This window comes from Geodermatophilus sp. SYSU D00663 (genome assembly GCF_054050655.1).
Genome location: NZ_JBJGZT010000039.1, coordinates 1 through 17,953, shown reverse-complemented (window position 1 = coordinate 17,953; position 17,953 = coordinate 1). Strand labels below are relative to the sequence as shown.

Below are 17,953 nucleotides of genomic sequence, written 5' to 3'. Positions count from 1 at the left end.
CCGTCCTCCCCACCCCTCGCACGCTCGGGGCGGTGCCCTGGACGGGGCCTGCTACCGCACCCGGTTCGGCTGGGAGCGGTACGCCCGGTGCAGCGCCTTGACCCGCTGGTGCTCGGCGGCGCGGGCGCGGGCGTCGGCCCGCAGCAGCTGGCGGCGCGCCTCGGCCTGCAGCTTGCGCCAGCCCAGCAGGCGGCCCGGGTCGAGCCGGCCCTCGTCGATCGCCGCGGCGACGGCGCACCCGGGCTCGGTGCGGTGCTCGCAGTCGCGGAACCGGCAGTGGGCGGCCAGCTCGGCGACGTCGGCGTAGGCGGTGTCCACGCCCTCGTCGTCGTGGAGGCCGAGCTCGCGCATGCCGGGGGTGTCGACGAGCAGGCCGCCGCCGGGCAGGACGTGCAGCTCGCGGGAGGTGGTGGTGTGCCGGCCGCGGCCGTCGGCCTCCCGGATCTCCCGGGTGGGCGCCACCTCGCGGCCGGCCAGCGCGTTGGCCAGCGAGGACTTCCCGACGCCGGACGGCCCCACCATCGCCGCCGTCACGCCGGGCCCGAGCAGCGCCCGCAGCGCGTCCAGGCCCGCGCCGGTGCGCGCGCTGACGGCCAGCACCTGCGCGCCGACGGCGTCCTCGGCCACCTCCGCGACGGCGGCGGCCACGTCGTCGCACAGGTCGGCCTTGGTGAGGACGACGACCGGCGTCGCCCCGCTCCCCCACGCGACGGCGAGGTAGCGCTCGACGCGGCGGGCCCGGGTCGGGCCGGCGAGCGCGTCGACGACGAGGACCAGGTCCAGGTTCGCGGCGACGACCTGCGCGGCGGAGGTGCGCCCGGCGACCGTGCGGGTGAACGCCGAGGTGCGGGGCAGCAGCGCGACGGCGAGCTCCCCGCGCAGCGCCACCCAGTCGCCGACCGCGGGTGCCGCCACGCCGTCGGGGTCGTGCAGCGCGGCGGCGGGGTGCACGCGCCGCTCGCCGTCGGCGGTGAGCACGGTCAGCCGGCCGCGGTCGACCCGCGCCACCCGTCCGGGCTCGGTCCCCGGCGGGAGCTGCTCCAGACGCGCCCGGGACCAGCCGATCCCTGAGAGATGTGTCACGGGGTGGATGGTCCCGCGCAGGTCAGCGCGGTGTCCTCCCAATTCTCAGAGACTCGCCAGTCCGCGTTCGCCATCCCGACACCTCCGTCGGGTGTTCTGGATGGCATGCACGCGATCGAGTCGCTTGCGACTCCCGCCGTGGCCCGGTCCTCCCGTCCTCTCGTGGTGGGGCACCGCGGTGCCTGCGCCTACCGGCCGGAGCACACGATCGCCAGCTACGAGCTGGCCATCGACATGGGCGCCGACCTCATCGAGCCCGACATCGTCGTCACGAAGGACGGCGCGCTGATCGCGCGGCACGAGAACGAGCTGTCGCGCACCACCGACGTCGCCACCCGGCCGGAGTTCGCCGACCGCCGCACCACCCGCCGGGTGGGCCGCAAGCGGCGCACCGGCTGGTTCGCCGAGGACTTCACCCTCGCCGAGCTGCGCACCCTGCGCGCCGTCGAGCGGCGGCCGGACCTGCGCCCGCTCAACACCGCCTACGACGGCCAGTTCGGGGTCCTCACCCTCGAGGAGGTCGTGGAGCTGGCCCGCCGGCGGTCGACGCCGCTGCGGCAGGTGCGCGTGCTCGCCGAGCTCAAGAAGCCCAGCTGGTCGGCCGAGCGCGGCCAGCCGATGGTCGAGCTGGTCGCCGCCGAGCTGCGGCGGCTGGACGCGACCTCCCCGGACGGCACCGTCGTCGTCCAGTCGTTCGACGCCGCGGCCCTGCGCCGGCTGCGCGCCGACCTCGGGGACGACGGCCCGACCATGTTCCAGCTGGTCGACGTCACCGCCTGCGACGACCACCTGCTCACCAACGCCGGGCTGCGCGCGGTGTCCACCTACGCGCAGGGCATCGCGCCCTGCGTGGACCACGTCCTGCTGCGCGACGCCGACCAGCGGATGACCGGCGTGTCCGACCTGCTGCCCCGCGCGCACGCCGCCGGCCTCACGGTGGTGCCGTGGACGCTGGCGGCGGAGAACGAGTTCCTCCCGCTGCACCTGCGCAGCAGCGAGGACCCGGCCGCCCGGGGCGACGCGCTCGGGGCCGCGCGGCTGCTGCTCGCCCTCGGGGTCGACGGGATCATCACCGACAACCCCGACGTCGTCGTCGCCGCCCGCGCCGAGCTGGAGCAGACGGCCGCCCCCGCGATCGACACCGCGGTGGACACCGCCGCCTGACCGGAGTCGCCCGACGGGGAGGCCCCGCAGGGTCCCGCCGCGAGCCGGCGAGTGGCGGGGGCAGGGGGTCCTCCGTCAGTCGATCAGGTCGTGGACGACGACGTTCTCGTCACGGCCCGGGCCGACGCCGATCACGCTGATCCGCGCGCCGGAGAGCTCCTCGAGGCGGCGGACGTAGGCCTGCGCGTCGGCGGGCAGCTCGTCGAAGGAGCGGCAGTGCCGGATGTCCTCGGACCAGCCCGGCATCTCCTCGTACACCGGCTTCGCGTGGTGGAAGCCGGTCTGGGTCATCGGCATCTCCTCGTGCCGGACGCCGTCGACGTCGTAGGCGACGCAGATCGGCACCGTCTCCAGCCCGGAGAGCACGTCGAGCTTGGTGAGGAAGTAGTCGGTGATCCCGTTGACCCGGCTGGCGTAGCGGGCGACGACGGCGTCGAACCAGCCGCAGCGGCGGTCGCGGCCGGTGGTCACGCCGACCTCGCCGCCCTGCTTGCGCAGGTACTCGCCGTTGGCGTCGAACAGCTCGGTCGGGAACGGGCCCGAGCCCACGCGGGTCGTGTAGGCCTTGAGGATCCCGACCACCCGGGAGATGCGGGTGGGGCCGATGCCGCTGCCGGTGGCCGCGCCGCCGGCCGTCGGGTTGGACGACGTCACGAACGGATAGGTGCCGTGGTCGACGTCGAGCAGGGTGCCCTGCGAGCCCTCCAGCAGCACCCACTCGCCGGCGTCGAGCGCGTCGGCGAGCATCAGCCGGGTGTCGGCGATGCGGCCCTTGAGCTGCTCGGCGTAGCCGGCGTACTCCTCGACCACCTCGTCGACGTCGATGGCCTTGCGGTTGTAGACCTTGACCAGGACCTGGTTCTTCTCGATCAGGGTGCCCTCGAGCTTCTGCCGCAGGATCGACAGGTCCAGCAGGTCGGCCACCCGGATGCCGGTGCGGGCGACCTTGTCGCCGTACGCGGGGCCGATGCCGCGACCGGTGGTGCCGATCTTGCGCTTGCCGAGGAACCGCTCGGTGACGCGGTCCAGCGCGCGGTGGTGCGGCATGATCAGGTGGGCGTCGGCCGAGATGACCAGCCGCGAGGTGTCGACCCCGCGCTCCTCCAGCCCCGCGAGCTCCCCGATGAGCACCTGCGGGTCGACGACGACACCGTTGCCGATGACCGGCGTGCAGCCCGGCGTGAGGATCCCCGACGGGATCAGGTGCAGGGCGTAGCGCTCGCCGTCGGGCGTGATGACGGTGTGCCCCGCGTTGTTGCCGCCCTGGTAGCGGACCACGTAGGGCACGCGCCCCCCGAGCAGGTCGGTGGCCTTGCCCTTGCCCTCGTCGCCCCACTGGGCGCCGATCAGCACGACTGCCGGCATCTCGCTGTCGTCCCCCTCAGGACTCGTCACCGGCGGTCGACCGGCTGGCAGGTGGCAGGGTATCGGCATGCCCCTCGTCGAGTTCGACCTGCGCGGTCTCGCGCCCGGACGGGCGCCCGAGCGGGCCGTCCTCGCCGAGGCGCCGGACGCGGACTCCCTGCTGGTGCGCGGCCCCGTGCCGGCGCTCGCGGGCGTGCTGGCCGTGCTGCACGCCGCCGGCCGGACGGCGGAGGTCCCGGTGTCCTGGGACCCCGCCGACGACAGCGCCTCCCGGGGGCTGGCCCGGGACCTGGGCATCGGCAGCGGCGGGGAGCGGGAGCTGTCGCTGGTCCGCGACGACCACGGCGGGGTGCTGCTGCAGCACGGCCGCTACGAGGCCGCCGGGAAGGGACGGCTGCCGCTGGCCGCGCGCCTGGGCGTGCAGGCCCACCACGACGACGCCCGGGTGGCCGACGGGATGGTGGCGCGGATCGACGTGCGGCCGGACTGGACCGCCGTCGACACGATCCGCGTCGTCGTCTCCCCGCAGCTGATGCGCCCGCCGCGGCGGAGCTCCGGCCGCGCGCTGCAGCTGGCCAGCGACCCGGCCCGGGTCACCCGCGACGGCGTCCCCTACCCGCGGCCGGTCTCCCGCTGGACCTGGTACGCCGACGACCGGGTGCGCTGGCGCCTGCGCCCCTGAGGGGGACGCGATCGCGGCCGCCGTCGTGGACACTGGAGGGACTCCAGACCGAGGAGGCCCTCCTGCGACCGTTCCCCCCGGTGGCCCGGTGACCGTCGACCGCCTGCCCGCGTTCCGCGTCGCCCCGCCGCGCCGGCGGCTGCTCGACCGGGCCCTCGCCCGGCCCAGCCTGGTCGCGGTGCTCGGGCTGGTGATCGTCCTCGTCCTGTTCGGGCTCCGGACACCCGACCTGCTCACGCCGGCCGGGCTGGGCGGGGTCCTCGACGCCGCGGCGCTGCTCGGCATCGGCGGCGTGGCGGTGGGCCTGCTCATGGTCGGCGGCCACTTCGACCTGTCGATCGGCACCGTCACCCTCGGCAGCGCCGTCCTCACCGCGCTGCTCGCCGGCCCCGCCGGGTGGGGCATCTGGCCCGCGCTGGCGACGTCGCTGGCCGCGGCCCTCGCCGTCGGGCTGGTCAACGGCTGGCTGGTGGTGCGCACCGGGCTGCCGAGCTTCCTGGCCACCCTCGCCACCGCGCTGGTGCTGCAGGGCACCACCCTGTCCGGCGTCCCGCTCGTCGCGGGCGCGCCGCGGATCAGCGGCCTGGACGAGGCGCCCGGCTGGTCCTCGGCGTCCGCCGTGTTCGGCGCCACCGCCGAGGTGGGCGGCGGCACCTTCCCGGTGTCGCTGCTGTGGTGGCTGGCCGTCACCGCGGGCGCCGGCTGGCTGCTGTGGCGGACGCGGTTCGGCAACGAGGTGCTGGCGATGGGCGGCTCCCGCCGGGCGGCCCGCGAGCTGGGCGTGCCGGTCCGCCGGACGACGCTGGTGCTCTACGCGCTCACCGCGACCGCGGGCTGGCTGCTCGGCACGCTGGCGCTGGTGCCGGCCGCGAGCGTCGGCGCCACCCCGGCCCTGGTGAGCGCCATCGACTACGTGGTGGTCGCGGTGATCGGCGGCTGCCTGCTGACCGGCGGGCAGGGGTCGATGGCCGGCGCCGCGGTCGGCGCGCTGCTCTACGCCGCCGCCCGCGAGGGCGTGGAGCTCGCCGGGTGGGACCCGCGCTGGTCGCAGGCGCTGCTCGGCGTCGTGCTGCTGGTCGCACTGCTGGTGGGAGGGGTGGTGCGCGCCCGGCTGCGGGCCGCGCCGCGCTCGTGACCGCCGTGCCACCGGTGCTGGAGCTGCGCGGGCTGAGCGTCCGCCACGGCGGCGTGCCGGCGCTGGACCGGGTCGCGGTCGCGCTGGAGGGCGGCCGCATCACCTGCGTGCTCGGCGAGAACGGCGCGGGCAAGTCGACGCTGGTGTCGGTGCTGTCGGGGCTGCGCCGGCACGACGAGGGCGAGCTGCTCCTCGACGGCGTCCCGGTGCGCTTCCGCAGCCCCCGGGCGGCGCGGGCGGCGGGGATCGCCACGGTCTGGCAGGACCTCGCCGTTGCGCCGCTGCTGCCGGTGTGGCGCAACCTGTGCCTGGGCGCCGAGCCGACCCGCCGGCCGTGGCCGCTGCGCCGCCTGGACGTCGACGCCGCCCGGGAGACCACCGTGCGCGCCCTGGACCGCATCGGCGTCACCGGCATCGACCCCGACCAGCCGGTGAACACGCTCCTGCCGGGGTCGCGGCAGAGCCTGGCGATCGCGCGGGCGGTGCACTACGGCTCGCGGGCGCTGGTGATCGACGAGCCGACCGAGCCGATGACCATCGCCCAGCACACGCTGGTCGGGCAGGCGGTGCTCGGCGCGCGGGCGCAGGGGCTCGCCGTCGTCGTCGTCACCCACAACCCGCGCTACGCCCACCTGGTGGGCGACCGCTTCCTGCTGCTGGCACGTGGCCAGGTGGCCGGCGACCTCACCCGCGCCGACGTCGACGCCGACGACCTCACCCGGCTCATGGCCGGCGGTGAGGAGCTCACCGCGCTGACCACCCGCCTGCAGGAGCTGCACCCCGAGCTCGGCGACCGCTAGGCCGCCGAGCCCGGGGGTGGGTCAGGTGAAGAGGCTGACGCCGCCGGGGCCCACGAGCAGGCCCACGACGATCAGCACGATGCCCCAGAGCAGCTGCTTGCGGAGGATCGCGAAGATGCCGGCGACCACCAGGACGACGGCGAGGATCCAGAGGAGCGTTGCCACGGACACCTCCTGTGACGGGCGCCCCGGCGGGGCGCGCTGGTCACGGAGTGTTCTCCCGGCGAGGCCGCCCCGCCCGGTGAACGCAGTGGTGCGGGGGCGGCCTCACCCGTCACGGTGACCGTGGGTGATCCGGGCCGGGTCCCGGGGAAGGAGCCCGGGTCAGGGTGCGAGCGAGGGGTCGCAGTCGCGCAGCAGCTGGGTGCAGCGCTCCTGCTCGTCGGTCTCGCCGATCGCCTCGGCGGCGCGGGCGAGCACGGTGACGCAGCGCAGGAAGCCCCGGTTGGGCTCGTGCGACCACGGCACCGGGCCGTGGCCCCGCCAGCCGTTCTTCCGCAGCGCGTCCAGGCCGCGGTGGTAGCCGGTGCGGGCGTAGGCGTAGGCCTCGATGGTGCGGCCGTCCGCGAGCGCGGCCTCGGCCAGCGCCGCCCAGGCCGCGCTGGCCCGCGGGTGGCCGGCGGCGACCTCGGCGGGGTCCGTGCCGGCCGCCAGCGCGGCCTCCGCCTCGGGGTCGCCGGGCAGCAGCGTGGCCGGCGGCTCGCCGAGCAGGTTCTGGTGCGCGTGGGTCACGGCTCAGGCGCCCTGCGACTGGCCGGCCGACAGCAGGTCCTCGCACGCGGTGACGACGCGGGCGGCCATGCCGGTCTCGGCGGCCTTGAGGTAGCTGCGCGGGTCGTAGGTCTTCTTGTTGCCGACCTCGCCGTCGATCTTCAGCACGCCGTCGTAGTTGCTGAACATGTGCCCGGCGATCGGCCGGGTGAAGGCGTACTGGGTGTCGGTGTCGACGTTCATCTTCACGACGCCGTAGGACAGCGCCTCGCGGATCTCCGACTGCAGCGAGCCCGAGCCGCCGTGGAAGACGAAGTTGAACGGCTTGCCGCCGTCCCCGAGGCCGAACTCCTGCGACACGACCTCCTGGCCCTGCTTGAGGACCTCCGGGCGCAGCTTGACGTTGCCCGGCTTGTAGACGCCGTGGACGTTGCCGAAGGTCGCCGCCAGCAGGTAGACGCCGCGCTCCCCGAGGCCGAGCGCCTTGGCGGTGGCCACGAAGTCGCCGGGGGCGGTGTAGAGCTTCTCGTTGATCTCGTGGGCGACGCCGTCCTCCTCGCCGCCGACGACACCGATCTCCAGCTCGAGCACGATCTTGGCCGCCGCGGTCTTCTCGAGCAGCTCCTCGGCGATCTGGAGGTTCTCCTCCAGGTCGATCGCCGAGCCGTCCCACATGTGCGACTGGAACAGGGGCGCCTGGCCGGCGTCGACCCGGTCCTTCGACAGCGCGATCAGCGGCCGGACGTAGGAGTCCAGCTTGTCCTTGGGGCAGTGGTCGGTGTGCAGCGCGACGTTGACCGGGTACTTCTCGGCGACGACGTGCGCGAACTCGGCCAGCGCGACGGCGCCGGTGACCATGTCCTTGACCCGGGTGCCGGAGCCGAACTCCGCGCCGCCTGTGGAGAACTGGATGATGCCGTCGCTGCCCGCGTCGGCGAACCCGCGGAGGGCCGCGTTGATCGTCTCCGACGAGGTGCAGTTGATGGCCGGGTAGGCGAAGCCGCCCTCCTTCGCCCGGCTGATCATGTCGGCGTAGACCTCGGGGGTCGCGATGGGCATCGGGGCACTCCTGTCGATCGACGCTGGTCGGCGGTCAGTATCTCCCGGGCGCGGAACCCCCGACAGGCCCCCGTCTCAACCCCTGCGGCGCAGCACCTTGCCGGGGTTGAGCAGGCCGGCCGGGTCGAGGGCGTCCTTGATCCGGCGGTGTACGTCCAGCGACACCTCGCCGATCTCGCGCTCCAGCCACTCGACCTTGATCGAGCCGATGCCGTGCTCGCCGGTGACCGTGCCGCCCAGCGCCAGGCCCAGCTCCAGGACGTCGTCGAAGGCGGCGAACGCCCGCGCCCGCTGGTCGGGGTCGGTGGGGTCGAAGCAGACCGTCGGGTGCATGTTGCCGTCGCCGGCGTGCCCGACGACGCCGATGGTCAGTCCCCGCCGCACGGCGATGCCGTCGCAGCCGTCGAGGAACTCGGCGATCCGCGAGCGCGGCACGGCGACGTCGTCGATGAGCGTGCTGCCCAGCTGCTCGAGCGCGGGCAGCGCCATCCGGCGGGCGGCGAGCAGCAGGTCGCCCTCGGCGGGGTCGGCGGTGGTGTGCACGAGCTCCGCGCCGGCCTCGCGGCACAGCCGCGCCAGCACCTCGACCTCGGCGAGCGCCGCCTCTCCCCCGGCGTCGGACTGCGCGACGAGCAGGGCGTGCGCGGCCCGGTCGAGGTCGGCGTGCAGCAGGTCGTCGACGGCGCAGATGCAGGTGTTGTCCATGACCTCCAGCAGGCTGGGCACCAGCCCGGACGTCACCACCCGCTCGACCACCTGCCCGGTCTGCGCGGTGGTGGCGAAGGTGGCCACCAGGGTCACCGGCTGCTGCGGCGCCGGGCGCAGCGCGAGCGTGGCCTCGGTGATGACGCCGAGGGTGCCCTCCGAGCCCACGAACAGCCGGGCGAGGTCGTAGCCGGCGACGCCCTTGACCGTGCGGCGCCCGGTGCGCAGCACCCGCCCGTCGGCGAGGACCACCTCGAGGCCGAGCACGTAGTCGGTGGTGACGCCGTACTTCACGCAGCACAGGCCGCCGGAGTTCTGCGAGAGGTTGCCGCCGATCGTGCACCAGTCGTAGCTGGAGGGGTCCGGCGGGTAGAACAGCCCGGAGCCGGCGACGGCGTCGCGCAGCTGCTTGTTGACCACGCCGGGCTGGACGACGGCGAGCCGGTCGGCGGCGCTGACCTCCAGGACGGCATCCATGCGGGTCATGACCATGGTGATCGCGCCGTCGACGGCGTTGCTCGCGCCGGCCAGCCCCGAGCCCGCGCCGCGCGGGACGACCGGGACGCCGTGCCGGGAGGCGACCCGCATGACCGCGGCGACGTCGTCGGTGCTCCGGGGGAGGACGACCGCGGCGGGGGTGCCGGCCTCGGCGAGCATCGCCTGGTCACGGGCGTAGGCGGCGGTGACGTCGGGGTCGGTGAGGACGCCGTCGCGGCCGAGCACGGCGGCGAGCTCGTCGACCCACGCGGTGGCGAGTGTGGTCACCGCCACACCGTACGGCCGATCCCGGGCACGTCCGCGGCGACGTCCCGTGCTCCTCCGCGGGAGTGCGCGGCTACGACAGGCCGAGGTCGGACAGCTCGAAGGCGGCGCGGTACTCCAGGCCGGCGGCCTCGACGGCGGCCCGCCCGCCGCGGTCGACGACCACCGCGACGGCGATGACCTCGGCCCCGGCCTCCTGCAGCGCCTCGACGGCGGTCAGCGGGCTGCTGCCGGTGGTGGAGACGTCCTCGACGACGAGCACCGCCCGCCCGGCGACGTCGGGCCCCTCGATCCGCCGCTGCAGCCCGTGCGCCTTGCCGGCCTTGCGGACCACGCACGCGTCGAGGAAGCCCTCGCCGTCGGCGGCGGCGTGCAGCATCGCCGTGGCGACCGGGTCGGCTCCGAGGGTGAGCCCGCCGACGACGTCGTAGCGCAGGTCGCGGGTGAGCTGGCGCATCACCCGGCCGACCAGCGGCGCGCCCTCGTGGTGGAGGGTCAGCCGGCGCATGTCGATGTACCAGTCGGCCTCGCGCCCGGAGGACAGCGTGACCCGCCCGTGGACGACGGCGAGGTCGACGACCAGCTCGAGCAGGCGGTCGCGGTCGGGCTGGGCAGCGGGCGCCGTCATGGAGGCGAATCTACGCACGGTTCCGGCCCGACTCCCGCGAGGGAACCGGGCCGGTGGCCGTCGCGCCTCAGCCCTGCGCGGGCGCCAGGACCTGGTCGACGACGTAGACGGTGGCGTTGGCGGTCTGCACGTTGCCGCAGATCACCGAGGCCGGGGTGCCGGTGACGGTCCGGGCGACGGTGAAGCTCTCGCCCGAGCCCTCGATGGTGACCTCGTCGCCGGCCACGGTGGTGTGCGTGCCGGCCAGCTGGTCCGGCGAGAGCCGGCCCGGGATGACGTGGTGGGTCAGGACCTGGGTCAGCATCGCCTGGTCGGCCAGCACGGCCTGCAGCTGGTCGGCCGGGATCGCCTCGAACGCCGGGTCGGCCGGGGCGATGACGGTGATGTCGTCGGTGGTGTTCAGCGTGTCCACCAGGTTGGCCTGGGTGACCGCCTGCACCAGCGTCGACAGCATCGGGTTGTTGCTGGCCGCGGTGGCCACCGGGTCGTCGGTCATGCCGGCGAAGCTGCCCTCGCCGTCGGCCGGGACCGAGGAGCAGGCGGCCCCGAAGGGCTCGTCGGACGCCGGCTCGGCCATCGGGCTGCTGCTCCCCGTCGAGTCGGCGCCGTCCGCCGCCGGCGAGCTGCTGGCGGAGGGCGGGCTGTCGGAGGCCGCGCCGGTGTCCTCCGAGCCGCAGGCGCTCAGGGTGACCGCGAGGGTCGAGGCGGAGGCCAGCAGGAGGCCGCGGGTCAGGGTGCTCTTCACGGGGTGTGCTCCTCGGTCGTCGGTCCATGGTCCCCCGGCCCGTTCGAGGGGTCGGGAGAGGCGTCTGCGGCCGGGTGGCCGAGACGGGCTCTGGGGTGTGCCGGGTGCCGCCCCGCGGGGCGGGGGCCGCTAGGTCGCGATCACCCGGATGGAGTGCAGGCCGCTGGCCCCGTTCGGGAAGGGCCGGGCGCGTTCCCCGGTCTGCACCTCGCCGTCGGCCGTGGTGGCCCGGACGGTGAGCTGGTAGGAGCCGGGGGCGAAGTCGAAGGGCAGCCGCCACTGCCGCCACACGTCGGCGTCCACCGCCGGGGCGAGCTCGGCCTCCCGCCACTCGCCGTCGTCGACCCGGACCTCGACCCGGGCGATGCCGCGGGTCTGCGCCCAGGCGACGCCGGCGATCGGGCGCCGGCCGGCCCGGAACCGGCGCAGGGGGGCCGGGGTGTCGATCCGGGAGGCCACCTTGACCGGGCCCTGGGCGGCCCAGTCGCGCTGGACCCAGTAGGCGTCGAAGGCGTCGTAGGTGGTGGCCTCGATCGAGGTCATCCACTTGCAGGCGGAGACGTAGCCGTACAGCCCCGGGATGAGCATCCGGACCGGGAAGCCGTGCTCGACCGGCAGCGGCTCGCCGTTCATCCCGAAGGCGATCATCGCGTCCTCGACCTGCAGCGCCGCGCGGGTGGGCGCGCCGATGGTCATGCCGTCGGCCGAGCGGCAGACCAGCTGGTCGGAGCGGTCGGAGACGCCGTTCTCGCGGAGGAGGGCGCCGAGCGGGACGCCGGTCCAGCGCGCGGTGCCGGCCAGACCGCCGCCGACCTCGTTGGAGACGCAGGTGAGCGTGACGTCGCGCTCGACGACGTCGTCGCGGTCGAACAGGTCGGCGAGCGTGTACGTGCGCGGGGAGTCGAACATCCCGGTCAGCTCGAGCCGGTAATCGGCGGGGCGGATCTGCGGGACGGTGATCGCGGTGTCCACCCGGTAGAAGTCGCGGTTGGGCGTGAACAGCGGCGTCAGCCCCTCGACGCGCTCGGCGAGGTCGGCGCCCGGGGGCAGCGCGGCGGCCGGGGACGACGGCGTCGGGAGGGTGAGGTCTCCGCGGGCACCGCTGACGTCGAACCGGCGCTGCAGCAACCGCCCGCCGCCGCCGGCGACCGCGGCCGCGCCCAGGGCGGCGCCGCCGGTGAGGACGAAGCGGCGGCGGTCCATCCCGGCGCCCTGGCGGTCGGCCGTCGGCGGCGCGCCGGGCCGCCGGTCCCTGACCGCCTCGTCGTCACTCCGGGGGGCCGGCACGGTCAGCGGGGCCACCAGCAGGAGGAGGGCGACGACGCCGGCCCCCGCACCCACGACGGAGGGCAGCGCGTCCAGCGGGCCGCCCGCGGGCCGGGTGGCCGCGGCGAGGGCGCCGACGGCGCCGAACAGCGCGATCCCCGCCACGCCGGTCCGCCGGGAGCGCAGCGACACCAGCCCGACGAGCACCGCGTACAGCCCGACGAGGACCAGCGTGCCGACGACGAGGGCGACCTTGTCGTCCTCGCCGAACGTCGCGACGGCGAACTGCTTCACCGGCTCGGGGACCAGGGTGATGACCGTGTCGCCGACCGCCACGACCGGCGAGGACGCCGGCCCCACGGACGCGGCGACCAGCTCGGCCACGCCCAGCGCGACCGCGGCGGCCGGCAGCCCGGCGAGGGCGGCGAGCAGCCGGCGCGTGCCGCGGCCGGCGGGGCGGGCGGCCCCGTCCGGCCCGGTGGCCGGCGCGGTGGCCTGCTCGGTGGTGGTCACGTCCGGCGTTCGGGCCGGCCGGGCAAGCGGTTCACCACCGGAGGTGACGAGATGATGACGAGATCTGATCGCGTGCGACGGATCAGCGTCCCTGTGCCCGCCGCCAGCCCTGGTAGCGGTACCAGGCGCTGGCCGGCTTCTGCGCCAGCGCCACGATGCCGACCACGGTGAGCAGGAGCGAGGCGAGGGACAGCACCGTCAGCAGGCCCGAGACGGTCGGGGCACCGCCGCCGAGGAAGCCGACCAGCGAGCCGGCCACGCCCAGGCCGCCCAGCACCCAGAGCACGATCCGCGCCCAGTTGCGGCCCTTCCACGCGAACCACAGGAACAGGACCTGCAGCGCCACCAGGACCAGCGCGAAGCCGGCGCCGGCGACCAGGGCGGCCCGCGCCGCCGACTCGCTGATCGCGACGTCGGGCGAGGCCGCCTGCACCTGCGCGATGAAGCCGTCGACGTCCGCGAACGTGACCAGGGCGTTCACCAGGCCCAGGACGAGCGTGGCCGCGAAGGCGCCCACGCCCAGCACCACGGCCGAGGGGCGCTCGACCGGGGCGGGCGCGCCGAAGCCGTCGGGCGCCGCCGGCGCGGACGCGTACCCGCCGTGGGCGCCCTGCCCGTGGGGGCCCTGGCCGTACGCGCCCTGGCCGTACGCGCCCTGGCCGTACGCGCCCTGGCCGTAGGGGTCCTGCCCCGGCTGGTCCCAGCCCTGCGGGCCCTGTCCTGCGGTCATGTCCGTCCTCTCCCGTGGCGGTCGCCCGCGCATCATGATCGACGGGCCGCCGTCCGGCCACCCCCGGACGCGCAGCGCGCCCGGCCGGCGGTCAGCGGGCGGACGACCGCCGGCGCTCCCCCTCGGCCCGGTACCACTCGGAGGCCGGCCGCAGGGCGAGCGCGACGAGCCCGACCGCGCTGATCAGGGTGATGAACACCGACAGCGACCCGAGGAACCCCGAGCCGGTCGCCCCGGGACCGGTGAGGCCGGACAGCCCGCCGAGGACGTTGACCGCACCGAGGACCTGGAGCACCACCCGCGCCCAGTTGCGCCCGGTCCAGGCGAACCGGATGACCAGCGCCTCCAGGGCCACCAGCACCGCCCCGAAGCCCGCGCCGACCCAGAACGCGGCCCGCGCCGTCGACTCGGGGACCTCGGCCCCCGCGGCGGCCTGCACCTCCGCGACGATCCCGTCGACGTCGGACAGCGTGACCACCGAGGACACCAGGCCGAGGATCAGCGCGGCCATGAACGCGCCGATCCCCACCCGCACCGCGACCGGTCGCTCGGCCGGCGGCCGGGGCTCGGCGCCGGGCGCCGACGGCGCGTTCCCGTAGCCCGGGAGTCGTCCTCCCCGTTCCTCGGTCACGTCGTCCCCTTCCTCTCCTCGACGTCCTGCCGCCATCGTGCCCGTGCCGTGCGCGGCGCCTCCCCGCATCCCGCCCCGGGGACGCGACGGGCCCGCCGCCCCGAGGGACGGCGGGCCCGGGTGAGGAGCTCCTCGCGTCAGCCGCGGCGGACGGTGAGGCCCTCCTCTGCCAGGTCGTCCGGCGCGTCGACGACGACCTCGTCGCCGTCGCGGATGTCCCCGGCCAGCAGCGCGCGGGCCAGCGGGTCGCCGATCGCCGACTGCACCAGGCGGCGCAGCGGGCGGGCGCCGTAGACCGGGTCGAACCCGTTGAGCGCCAGCCACTCGCGGGCGGCGTCGGTGACGGTCAGCGTCAGCCGGCGGGCGGCCAGCCGGCGGGCGAGCACGCCCACCTGGATCTCGACGATCCCGGCCAGCTCCTCGCTGCCCAGCGCCCGGAACACCACGACGTCGTCGAGGCGGTTGAGGAACTCCGGCTTGAAGTGCGACCGGACGACGTCCATGACCGCGGAGCGCCGCGCCTCCTCCGGCAGCGACTGGTCGGCGATCAGCTGCGAGCCGAGGTTCGAGGTCAGGATCAGGATGGTGTTGCGGAAGTCCACCGTCCGCCCCTGGCCGTCGGTGAGCCGGCCGTCGTCGAGGACCTGCAGCAGCACGTCGAAGACGTCGGGGTGGGCCTTCTCCACCTCGTCGAGCAGCACGACGGTGTAGGGCCGCCGCCGGACCGCCTCGGTGAGCTGGCCGCCTGCCTCGTAGCCGACGTAGCCCGGAGGGGCGCCGACCAGTCGGGCCACCGAGTGCTTCTCGGAGTACTCGCTCATGTCGATGCGGACCATCGCCCGCTCGTCATCGAACAGGAACTCCGCCAGCGCCTTCGCCAGCTCGGTCTTGCCGACGCCGGTGGGGCCGAGGAACAGGAACGAGCCGGTGGGCCGGTCGGGGTCGGCGATGCCCGACCGCGCGCGGCGGACGGCGTCGGAGACGGCGCGGACGGCGTCGGGCTGGCCGACGACCCGCCTGCCGAGCTCGTCCTCCATCCGCAGCAGCTTCGCCGTCTCCCCCTCGAGCAGCCGGCCGGCGGGGATGCCGGTCCAGGCCTGGACGACCTCGGCGATGTCGTCGGGGCCGACCTCCTCCTTGAGCATGGAGGCCTGGGCGGCCACCGACTCCTCGGCCGCGGCGAGGTCCTTCTCCAGCTGCGGCATCACGCCGTAGCGGAGCTCGGCGACGCGGGCGAGGTCGCCCTCGCGCTCGGCGCGCGCGGACTCGGTGCGCAGCCGCTCCAGCTCCTCCTTGAGCTGCTGGATGCGGACGATCGCGCCCTTGTCCTGCTGCCAGCGCGCGGTCAGCTCGGCGAGCTCCTGGCGCCGGTCGGCGAGGTCGGCGCGCAGCGCGGCCAGCCGGTCGAGCGAGGACGGGTCGTCCTCCTTCTCCAGCGCCATCTCCTCGATCTCCATGCGGCGCACGGCGCGCTCGACCTCGTCGACCTCCACCGGGCGGCTGTCGATCTCCATGCGCAGCCGGCTGGCCGCCTCGTCGACCAGGTCGATCGCCTTGTCGGGGAGGAAGCGGGCCGTGACGTACCGGTCCGACAGCGTGGCGGCGGCGACGATCGCGGCGTCGGTGATCCGGACGCCGTGGTGCACCTCGTAGCGCTCCTTGAGCCCGCGCAGGATGCCGATCGTGTCCTCGACCGAGGGCTCGCCGACGAAGACCTGCTGGAAGCGGCGCTCCAGCGCCGGGTCCTTCTCGATGTGCTCGCGGTACTCGTCGAGCGTGGTCGCGCCGACCATGCGCAGCTCGCCGCGGGCGAGCATCGGCTTGATCATGTTGCCGGCGTCCATGGCCGAGTCGCCCGTGGCGCCGGCGCCGACGATGGTGTGCAGCTCGTCGATGAAAGTGACGACCTGCCCCTCGGACTCGGCGATCTCCTGCAGGACGGCCTTGAGCCGCTCCTCGAACTCGCCGCGGTACTTGGCGCCGGCGACCATGCTCGCCAGGTCCAGCGCCATCAGCCGCTTGCCCTTGAGGCTCTCGGGGACGTCGCCGGCCACGATCCGCTGGGCCAGGCCCTCGACGATCGCCGTCTTGCCGACGCCGGGCTCGCCGATGAGGACCGGGTTGTTCTTGGTGCGGCGGGAGAGCACCTGCACGACGCGGCGGATCTCGGTGTCCCGGCCGATGACCGGGTCGATCTTCCCCTCGCGGGCGCGCTCGGTGAGGTCGACGGCGAACTTCTCCAGCGCCTGGAAGGTGCTCTCGGGGTCGGCCGTGGTGACCCTGCGGTTGCCCCGCACGGTGCGGAAGGCGGCCAGCAGCGCGTCGCGGGTGGCACCGGCGCTGGTGAGCACCGTGCCGGCCTCGCCCCCGGAGCCGGCCAGGCCGACCAGCAGGTGCTCGGTGGAGACGTACTCGTCGCCCAGCGCGCTGGCCTGCTCGCCGGCGGCGTTGACCACCCGCAGCAGCTCACGCGACGGCGACGGCGCGGCGACGGTGGCGCCGCTGACGCTCGGCATGCGGCGCAGGGCGGCCTCGGCCTTGGCCCGGACGTCGGCCGGGTCCGCTCCGGTGGCGGTCAGCAGCGGGCCGGCGATGCCGTCGCTCTGCTGCAGCAGCGCCACGAGCAGGTGCAGCGGCTCCAGCGCCGCCTGCCCCCGGTCGACCGCCAGCCGCTGGGCGGCCGCGAACGCCTCCTGCGAACGGGTGGTCAGCTTGCTCTCCATGGTCGGTGCGCTCGGTCCTCTCCTGGGCGTGCCGGGGTCCCGGCGGGGGATCCTGTCGACCGGTGCAACGGACCAGGGGTTGAGTCTGTTCCGCTCAACTTGCCTCGTGGGGCAGGAGGTGGTCGAGGAGGCGCCCCGAGGGGTTGACATCCGGCACAACTGCATGCCACGCGACCGGATGGTCCCTACACTCAAGGCATGACGACCACCGGAGACCCGCGCCGCCCTGCCCCGAGCGTGGCTCTGGACGATCAGCTGTGCTTCGCGCTGTACGCAGCGTCCCGCGCGATGACCGCCCGGTACCGGCCGATGCTCGAGGAGCTCGGGCTCACCTATCCGCAGTACCTGGTGATGATGCTGCTCTGGGAAGAGGACCACCAGACCGTCGGCCAGCTCGGCGCCCGCCTGGCGCTCGACAGCGGCACCCTGTCCCCCCTGCTCAAGCGGCTCACCGCGGCCGGGCTGGTCACGCGCCACCGCCGCGTGGAGGACGAGCGGTCGGTGGCCATCGCCCTCACCGACACCGGCCGGGCCCTGCGCGACAAGGCCTTCGCCATCTCGCAGGACATGATCTGCGCGCTCGACCTGGACGTGGAGTCCTTCTCCGACCTCAAGCAGACGCTCAACGTGCTGACCCAGCGGGTCACCGAGGCGCCGCGCGCCGTGTGACCCGGGCGGTGGGTTGCCCGCAACCCGCCGGGGTAGGGCCGCGGGGTCCCGCGCGCCGGCGAGACGACGCCGGCGCGCCCCCCGACCGGAAGGCAGCCCGATGCCCACCCGCACCGCCCGCACCGCCTGGAACGGCACCCTCCAGGACGGATCCGGCCAGGTCGAGCTGTCCAGCTCGAAGCTCGGCACCTTCGACGTGAGCTGGCCGAAGCGGACCTCCGACGAGGCCGGCGGCTCCACCAGCCCCGAGGAGCTCGTCGCCGCGGCCCACTCCGCCTGCTTCTCGATGGCCCTGTCGAACGAGATCGCGAAGGCCGGCGGCACGCCGCAGTCGCTCGAGGTCACGGCCGACGTCACGCTCGGCCTCCAGGACGGCGCCACCATCACCGGGATCAAGCTCACCGTGCGCGCCGAGGTCGACGGCCTCGACGCCGACGGGTTCGAGAAGGCCGCGCAGGCGGCGAAGGTCGGCTGCCCGGTCAGCAAGGCGCTCGCCGCCGTCGACATCACGCTGGACGCCCAGCTGGACTCCTGACCCCGGGACGCACGACGGCCCGCTCCCCAGCCGGGGAGCGGGCCGTC

General features: G+C 75.2%; 18 protein-coding genes. 6 read left to right on the top strand and 12 right to left on the bottom strand.

What is annotated here, in order from left to right; genetic code table 11:
* Positions 1–51: 51 nt before the first annotated feature.
* The gene (rsgA, locus tag ACI79Z_RS21515) at positions 52–1,083 is read right to left on the bottom strand and encodes a ribosome small subunit-dependent GTPase A (protein WP_387992121.1); all 1,032 of its coding nucleotides are present in this window, start codon (positions 1,081–1,083) and stop codon (positions 52–54) included.
* A 162-nt stretch (positions 1,084–1,245) separates the two neighbouring features.
* Between rsgA and ACI79Z_RS21510 the strand changes: the two genes are divergently transcribed.
* Complete coding sequence (locus ACI79Z_RS21510) at positions 1,246–2,247, top strand: glycerophosphodiester phosphodiesterase family protein (RefSeq protein WP_387992118.1); 1,002 nt, start codon at positions 1,246–1,248, stop codon at positions 2,245–2,247.
* 75 nt (positions 2,248–2,322) lie between these two features.
* On the opposite strand, the gene ACI79Z_RS21505 is transcribed toward ACI79Z_RS21510, so the two are convergent.
* Positions 2,323–3,612: an adenylosuccinate synthase gene (locus ACI79Z_RS21505; protein ID WP_387992115.1), complete on the bottom strand. Its 1,290-nt coding sequence runs from the start codon at positions 3,610–3,612 to the stop codon at positions 2,323–2,325.
* A gap of 67 nt (positions 3,613–3,679) precedes the next feature.
* Here ACI79Z_RS21505 and ACI79Z_RS21500 point away from each other — a divergent pair, with 67 nt between their 5' ends.
* The 3 genes from ACI79Z_RS21500 to ACI79Z_RS21490 all read left to right on the top strand — a co-directional run bounded on the left by ACI79Z_RS21500 (position 3,680) and on the right by ACI79Z_RS21490 (position 6,229).
* Positions 3,680–4,294 (top strand): hypothetical protein, encoded by a 615-nt coding sequence (locus ACI79Z_RS21500; RefSeq protein WP_456903921.1) that lies wholly within the window; start codon positions 3,680–3,682, stop codon positions 4,292–4,294.
* Positions 4,295–4,382: 88 nt separating this feature from the next.
* On the top strand, positions 4,383–5,429 hold the full coding sequence (locus ACI79Z_RS21495) for an ABC transporter permease (RefSeq protein WP_387992109.1): 1,047 nt from the start codon (positions 4,383–4,385) through the stop codon (positions 5,427–5,429).
* Positions 5,426–6,229 (top strand): ATP-binding cassette domain-containing protein, encoded by an 804-nt coding sequence (locus ACI79Z_RS21490; RefSeq protein ID WP_387992106.1) that lies wholly within the window; start codon positions 5,426–5,428, stop codon positions 6,227–6,229. Before ACI79Z_RS21495 ends, ACI79Z_RS21490 begins: the two co-directional genes overlap by 4 nt.
* Before the next feature lie 21 nt (positions 6,230–6,250).
* Here ACI79Z_RS21490 and ACI79Z_RS21485 read toward each other — a convergent pair whose 3' ends face one another.
* The 10 genes from ACI79Z_RS21485 to clpB all read right to left on the bottom strand — a co-directional run bounded on the left by ACI79Z_RS21485 (position 6,251) and on the right by clpB (position 16,702).
* Positions 6,251–6,394 (bottom strand): GPGG-motif small membrane protein, encoded by a 144-nt coding sequence (locus ACI79Z_RS21485; RefSeq protein WP_387992103.1) that lies wholly within the window; start codon positions 6,392–6,394, stop codon positions 6,251–6,253.
* Between the two features lie 159 nt (positions 6,395–6,553).
* Positions 6,554–6,961 carry a DUF3151 domain-containing protein gene (locus ACI79Z_RS21480; RefSeq protein ID WP_387992100.1) on the bottom strand — a complete coding sequence of 136 codons (408 nt, stop codon included), beginning with the start codon at positions 6,959–6,961 and terminating at the stop codon, positions 6,554–6,556.
* 3 nt (positions 6,962–6,964) lie between these two features.
* Positions 6,965–7,999 (bottom strand): class II fructose-bisphosphate aldolase, encoded by a 1,035-nt coding sequence (fbaA, locus tag ACI79Z_RS21475; RefSeq protein WP_387992097.1) that lies wholly within the window; start codon positions 7,997–7,999, stop codon positions 6,965–6,967.
* Between the two features lie 75 nt (positions 8,000–8,074).
* Positions 8,075–9,469: an FAD-binding oxidoreductase gene (locus ACI79Z_RS21470; RefSeq protein ID WP_387992094.1), complete on the bottom strand. Its 1,395-nt coding sequence runs from the start codon at positions 9,467–9,469 to the stop codon at positions 8,075–8,077.
* Positions 9,470–9,539: 70 nt separating this feature from the next.
* Positions 9,540–10,094 carry an orotate phosphoribosyltransferase gene (gene pyrE / locus ACI79Z_RS21465; protein ID WP_456903916.1) on the bottom strand — a complete coding sequence of 185 codons (555 nt, stop codon included), beginning with the start codon at positions 10,092–10,094 and terminating at the stop codon, positions 9,540–9,542.
* Positions 10,095–10,161: 67 nt separating this feature from the next.
* Positions 10,162–10,839, bottom strand: a complete 678-nt coding sequence (locus ACI79Z_RS21460; protein ID WP_456903914.1) for a fasciclin domain-containing protein — start codon at positions 10,837–10,839, stop codon at positions 10,162–10,164.
* Positions 10,840–10,968: 129 nt separating this feature from the next.
* Positions 10,969–12,618, bottom strand: coding sequence for a molybdopterin-dependent oxidoreductase (locus ACI79Z_RS21455; protein ID WP_456903912.1), 1,650 nt, complete (start codon positions 12,616–12,618; stop codon positions 10,969–10,971).
* A gap of 82 nt (positions 12,619–12,700) precedes the next feature.
* Positions 12,701–13,348, bottom strand: coding sequence for a hypothetical protein (locus tag ACI79Z_RS21450; protein WP_456903910.1), 648 nt, complete (start codon positions 13,346–13,348; stop codon positions 12,701–12,703).
* A 91-nt stretch (positions 13,349–13,439) separates the two neighbouring features.
* Positions 13,440–13,979: a hypothetical protein gene (locus ACI79Z_RS21445; RefSeq protein WP_456903908.1), complete on the bottom strand. Its 540-nt coding sequence runs from the start codon at positions 13,977–13,979 to the stop codon at positions 13,440–13,442.
* A 137-nt stretch (positions 13,980–14,116) separates the two neighbouring features.
* Positions 14,117–16,702, bottom strand: coding sequence for an ATP-dependent chaperone ClpB (gene clpB / locus ACI79Z_RS21440; protein ID WP_387992077.1), 2,586 nt, complete (start codon positions 16,700–16,702; stop codon positions 14,117–14,119).
* A gap of 198 nt (positions 16,703–16,900) precedes the next feature.
* On the opposite strand from clpB, the gene ACI79Z_RS21435 reads away from it, so the two are divergent.
* Positions 16,901–17,371: a MarR family winged helix-turn-helix transcriptional regulator gene (locus tag ACI79Z_RS21435; RefSeq protein ID WP_387992074.1), complete on the top strand. Its 471-nt coding sequence runs from the start codon at positions 16,901–16,903 to the stop codon at positions 17,369–17,371.
* Between the two features lie 100 nt (positions 17,372–17,471).
* The gene (locus tag ACI79Z_RS21430) at positions 17,472–17,906 is read left to right on the top strand and encodes an OsmC family protein (RefSeq protein ID WP_387992071.1); all 435 of its coding nucleotides are present in this window, start codon (positions 17,472–17,474) and stop codon (positions 17,904–17,906) included.
* The last annotated feature ends 47 nt before the right edge of the window (positions 17,907–17,953 follow it).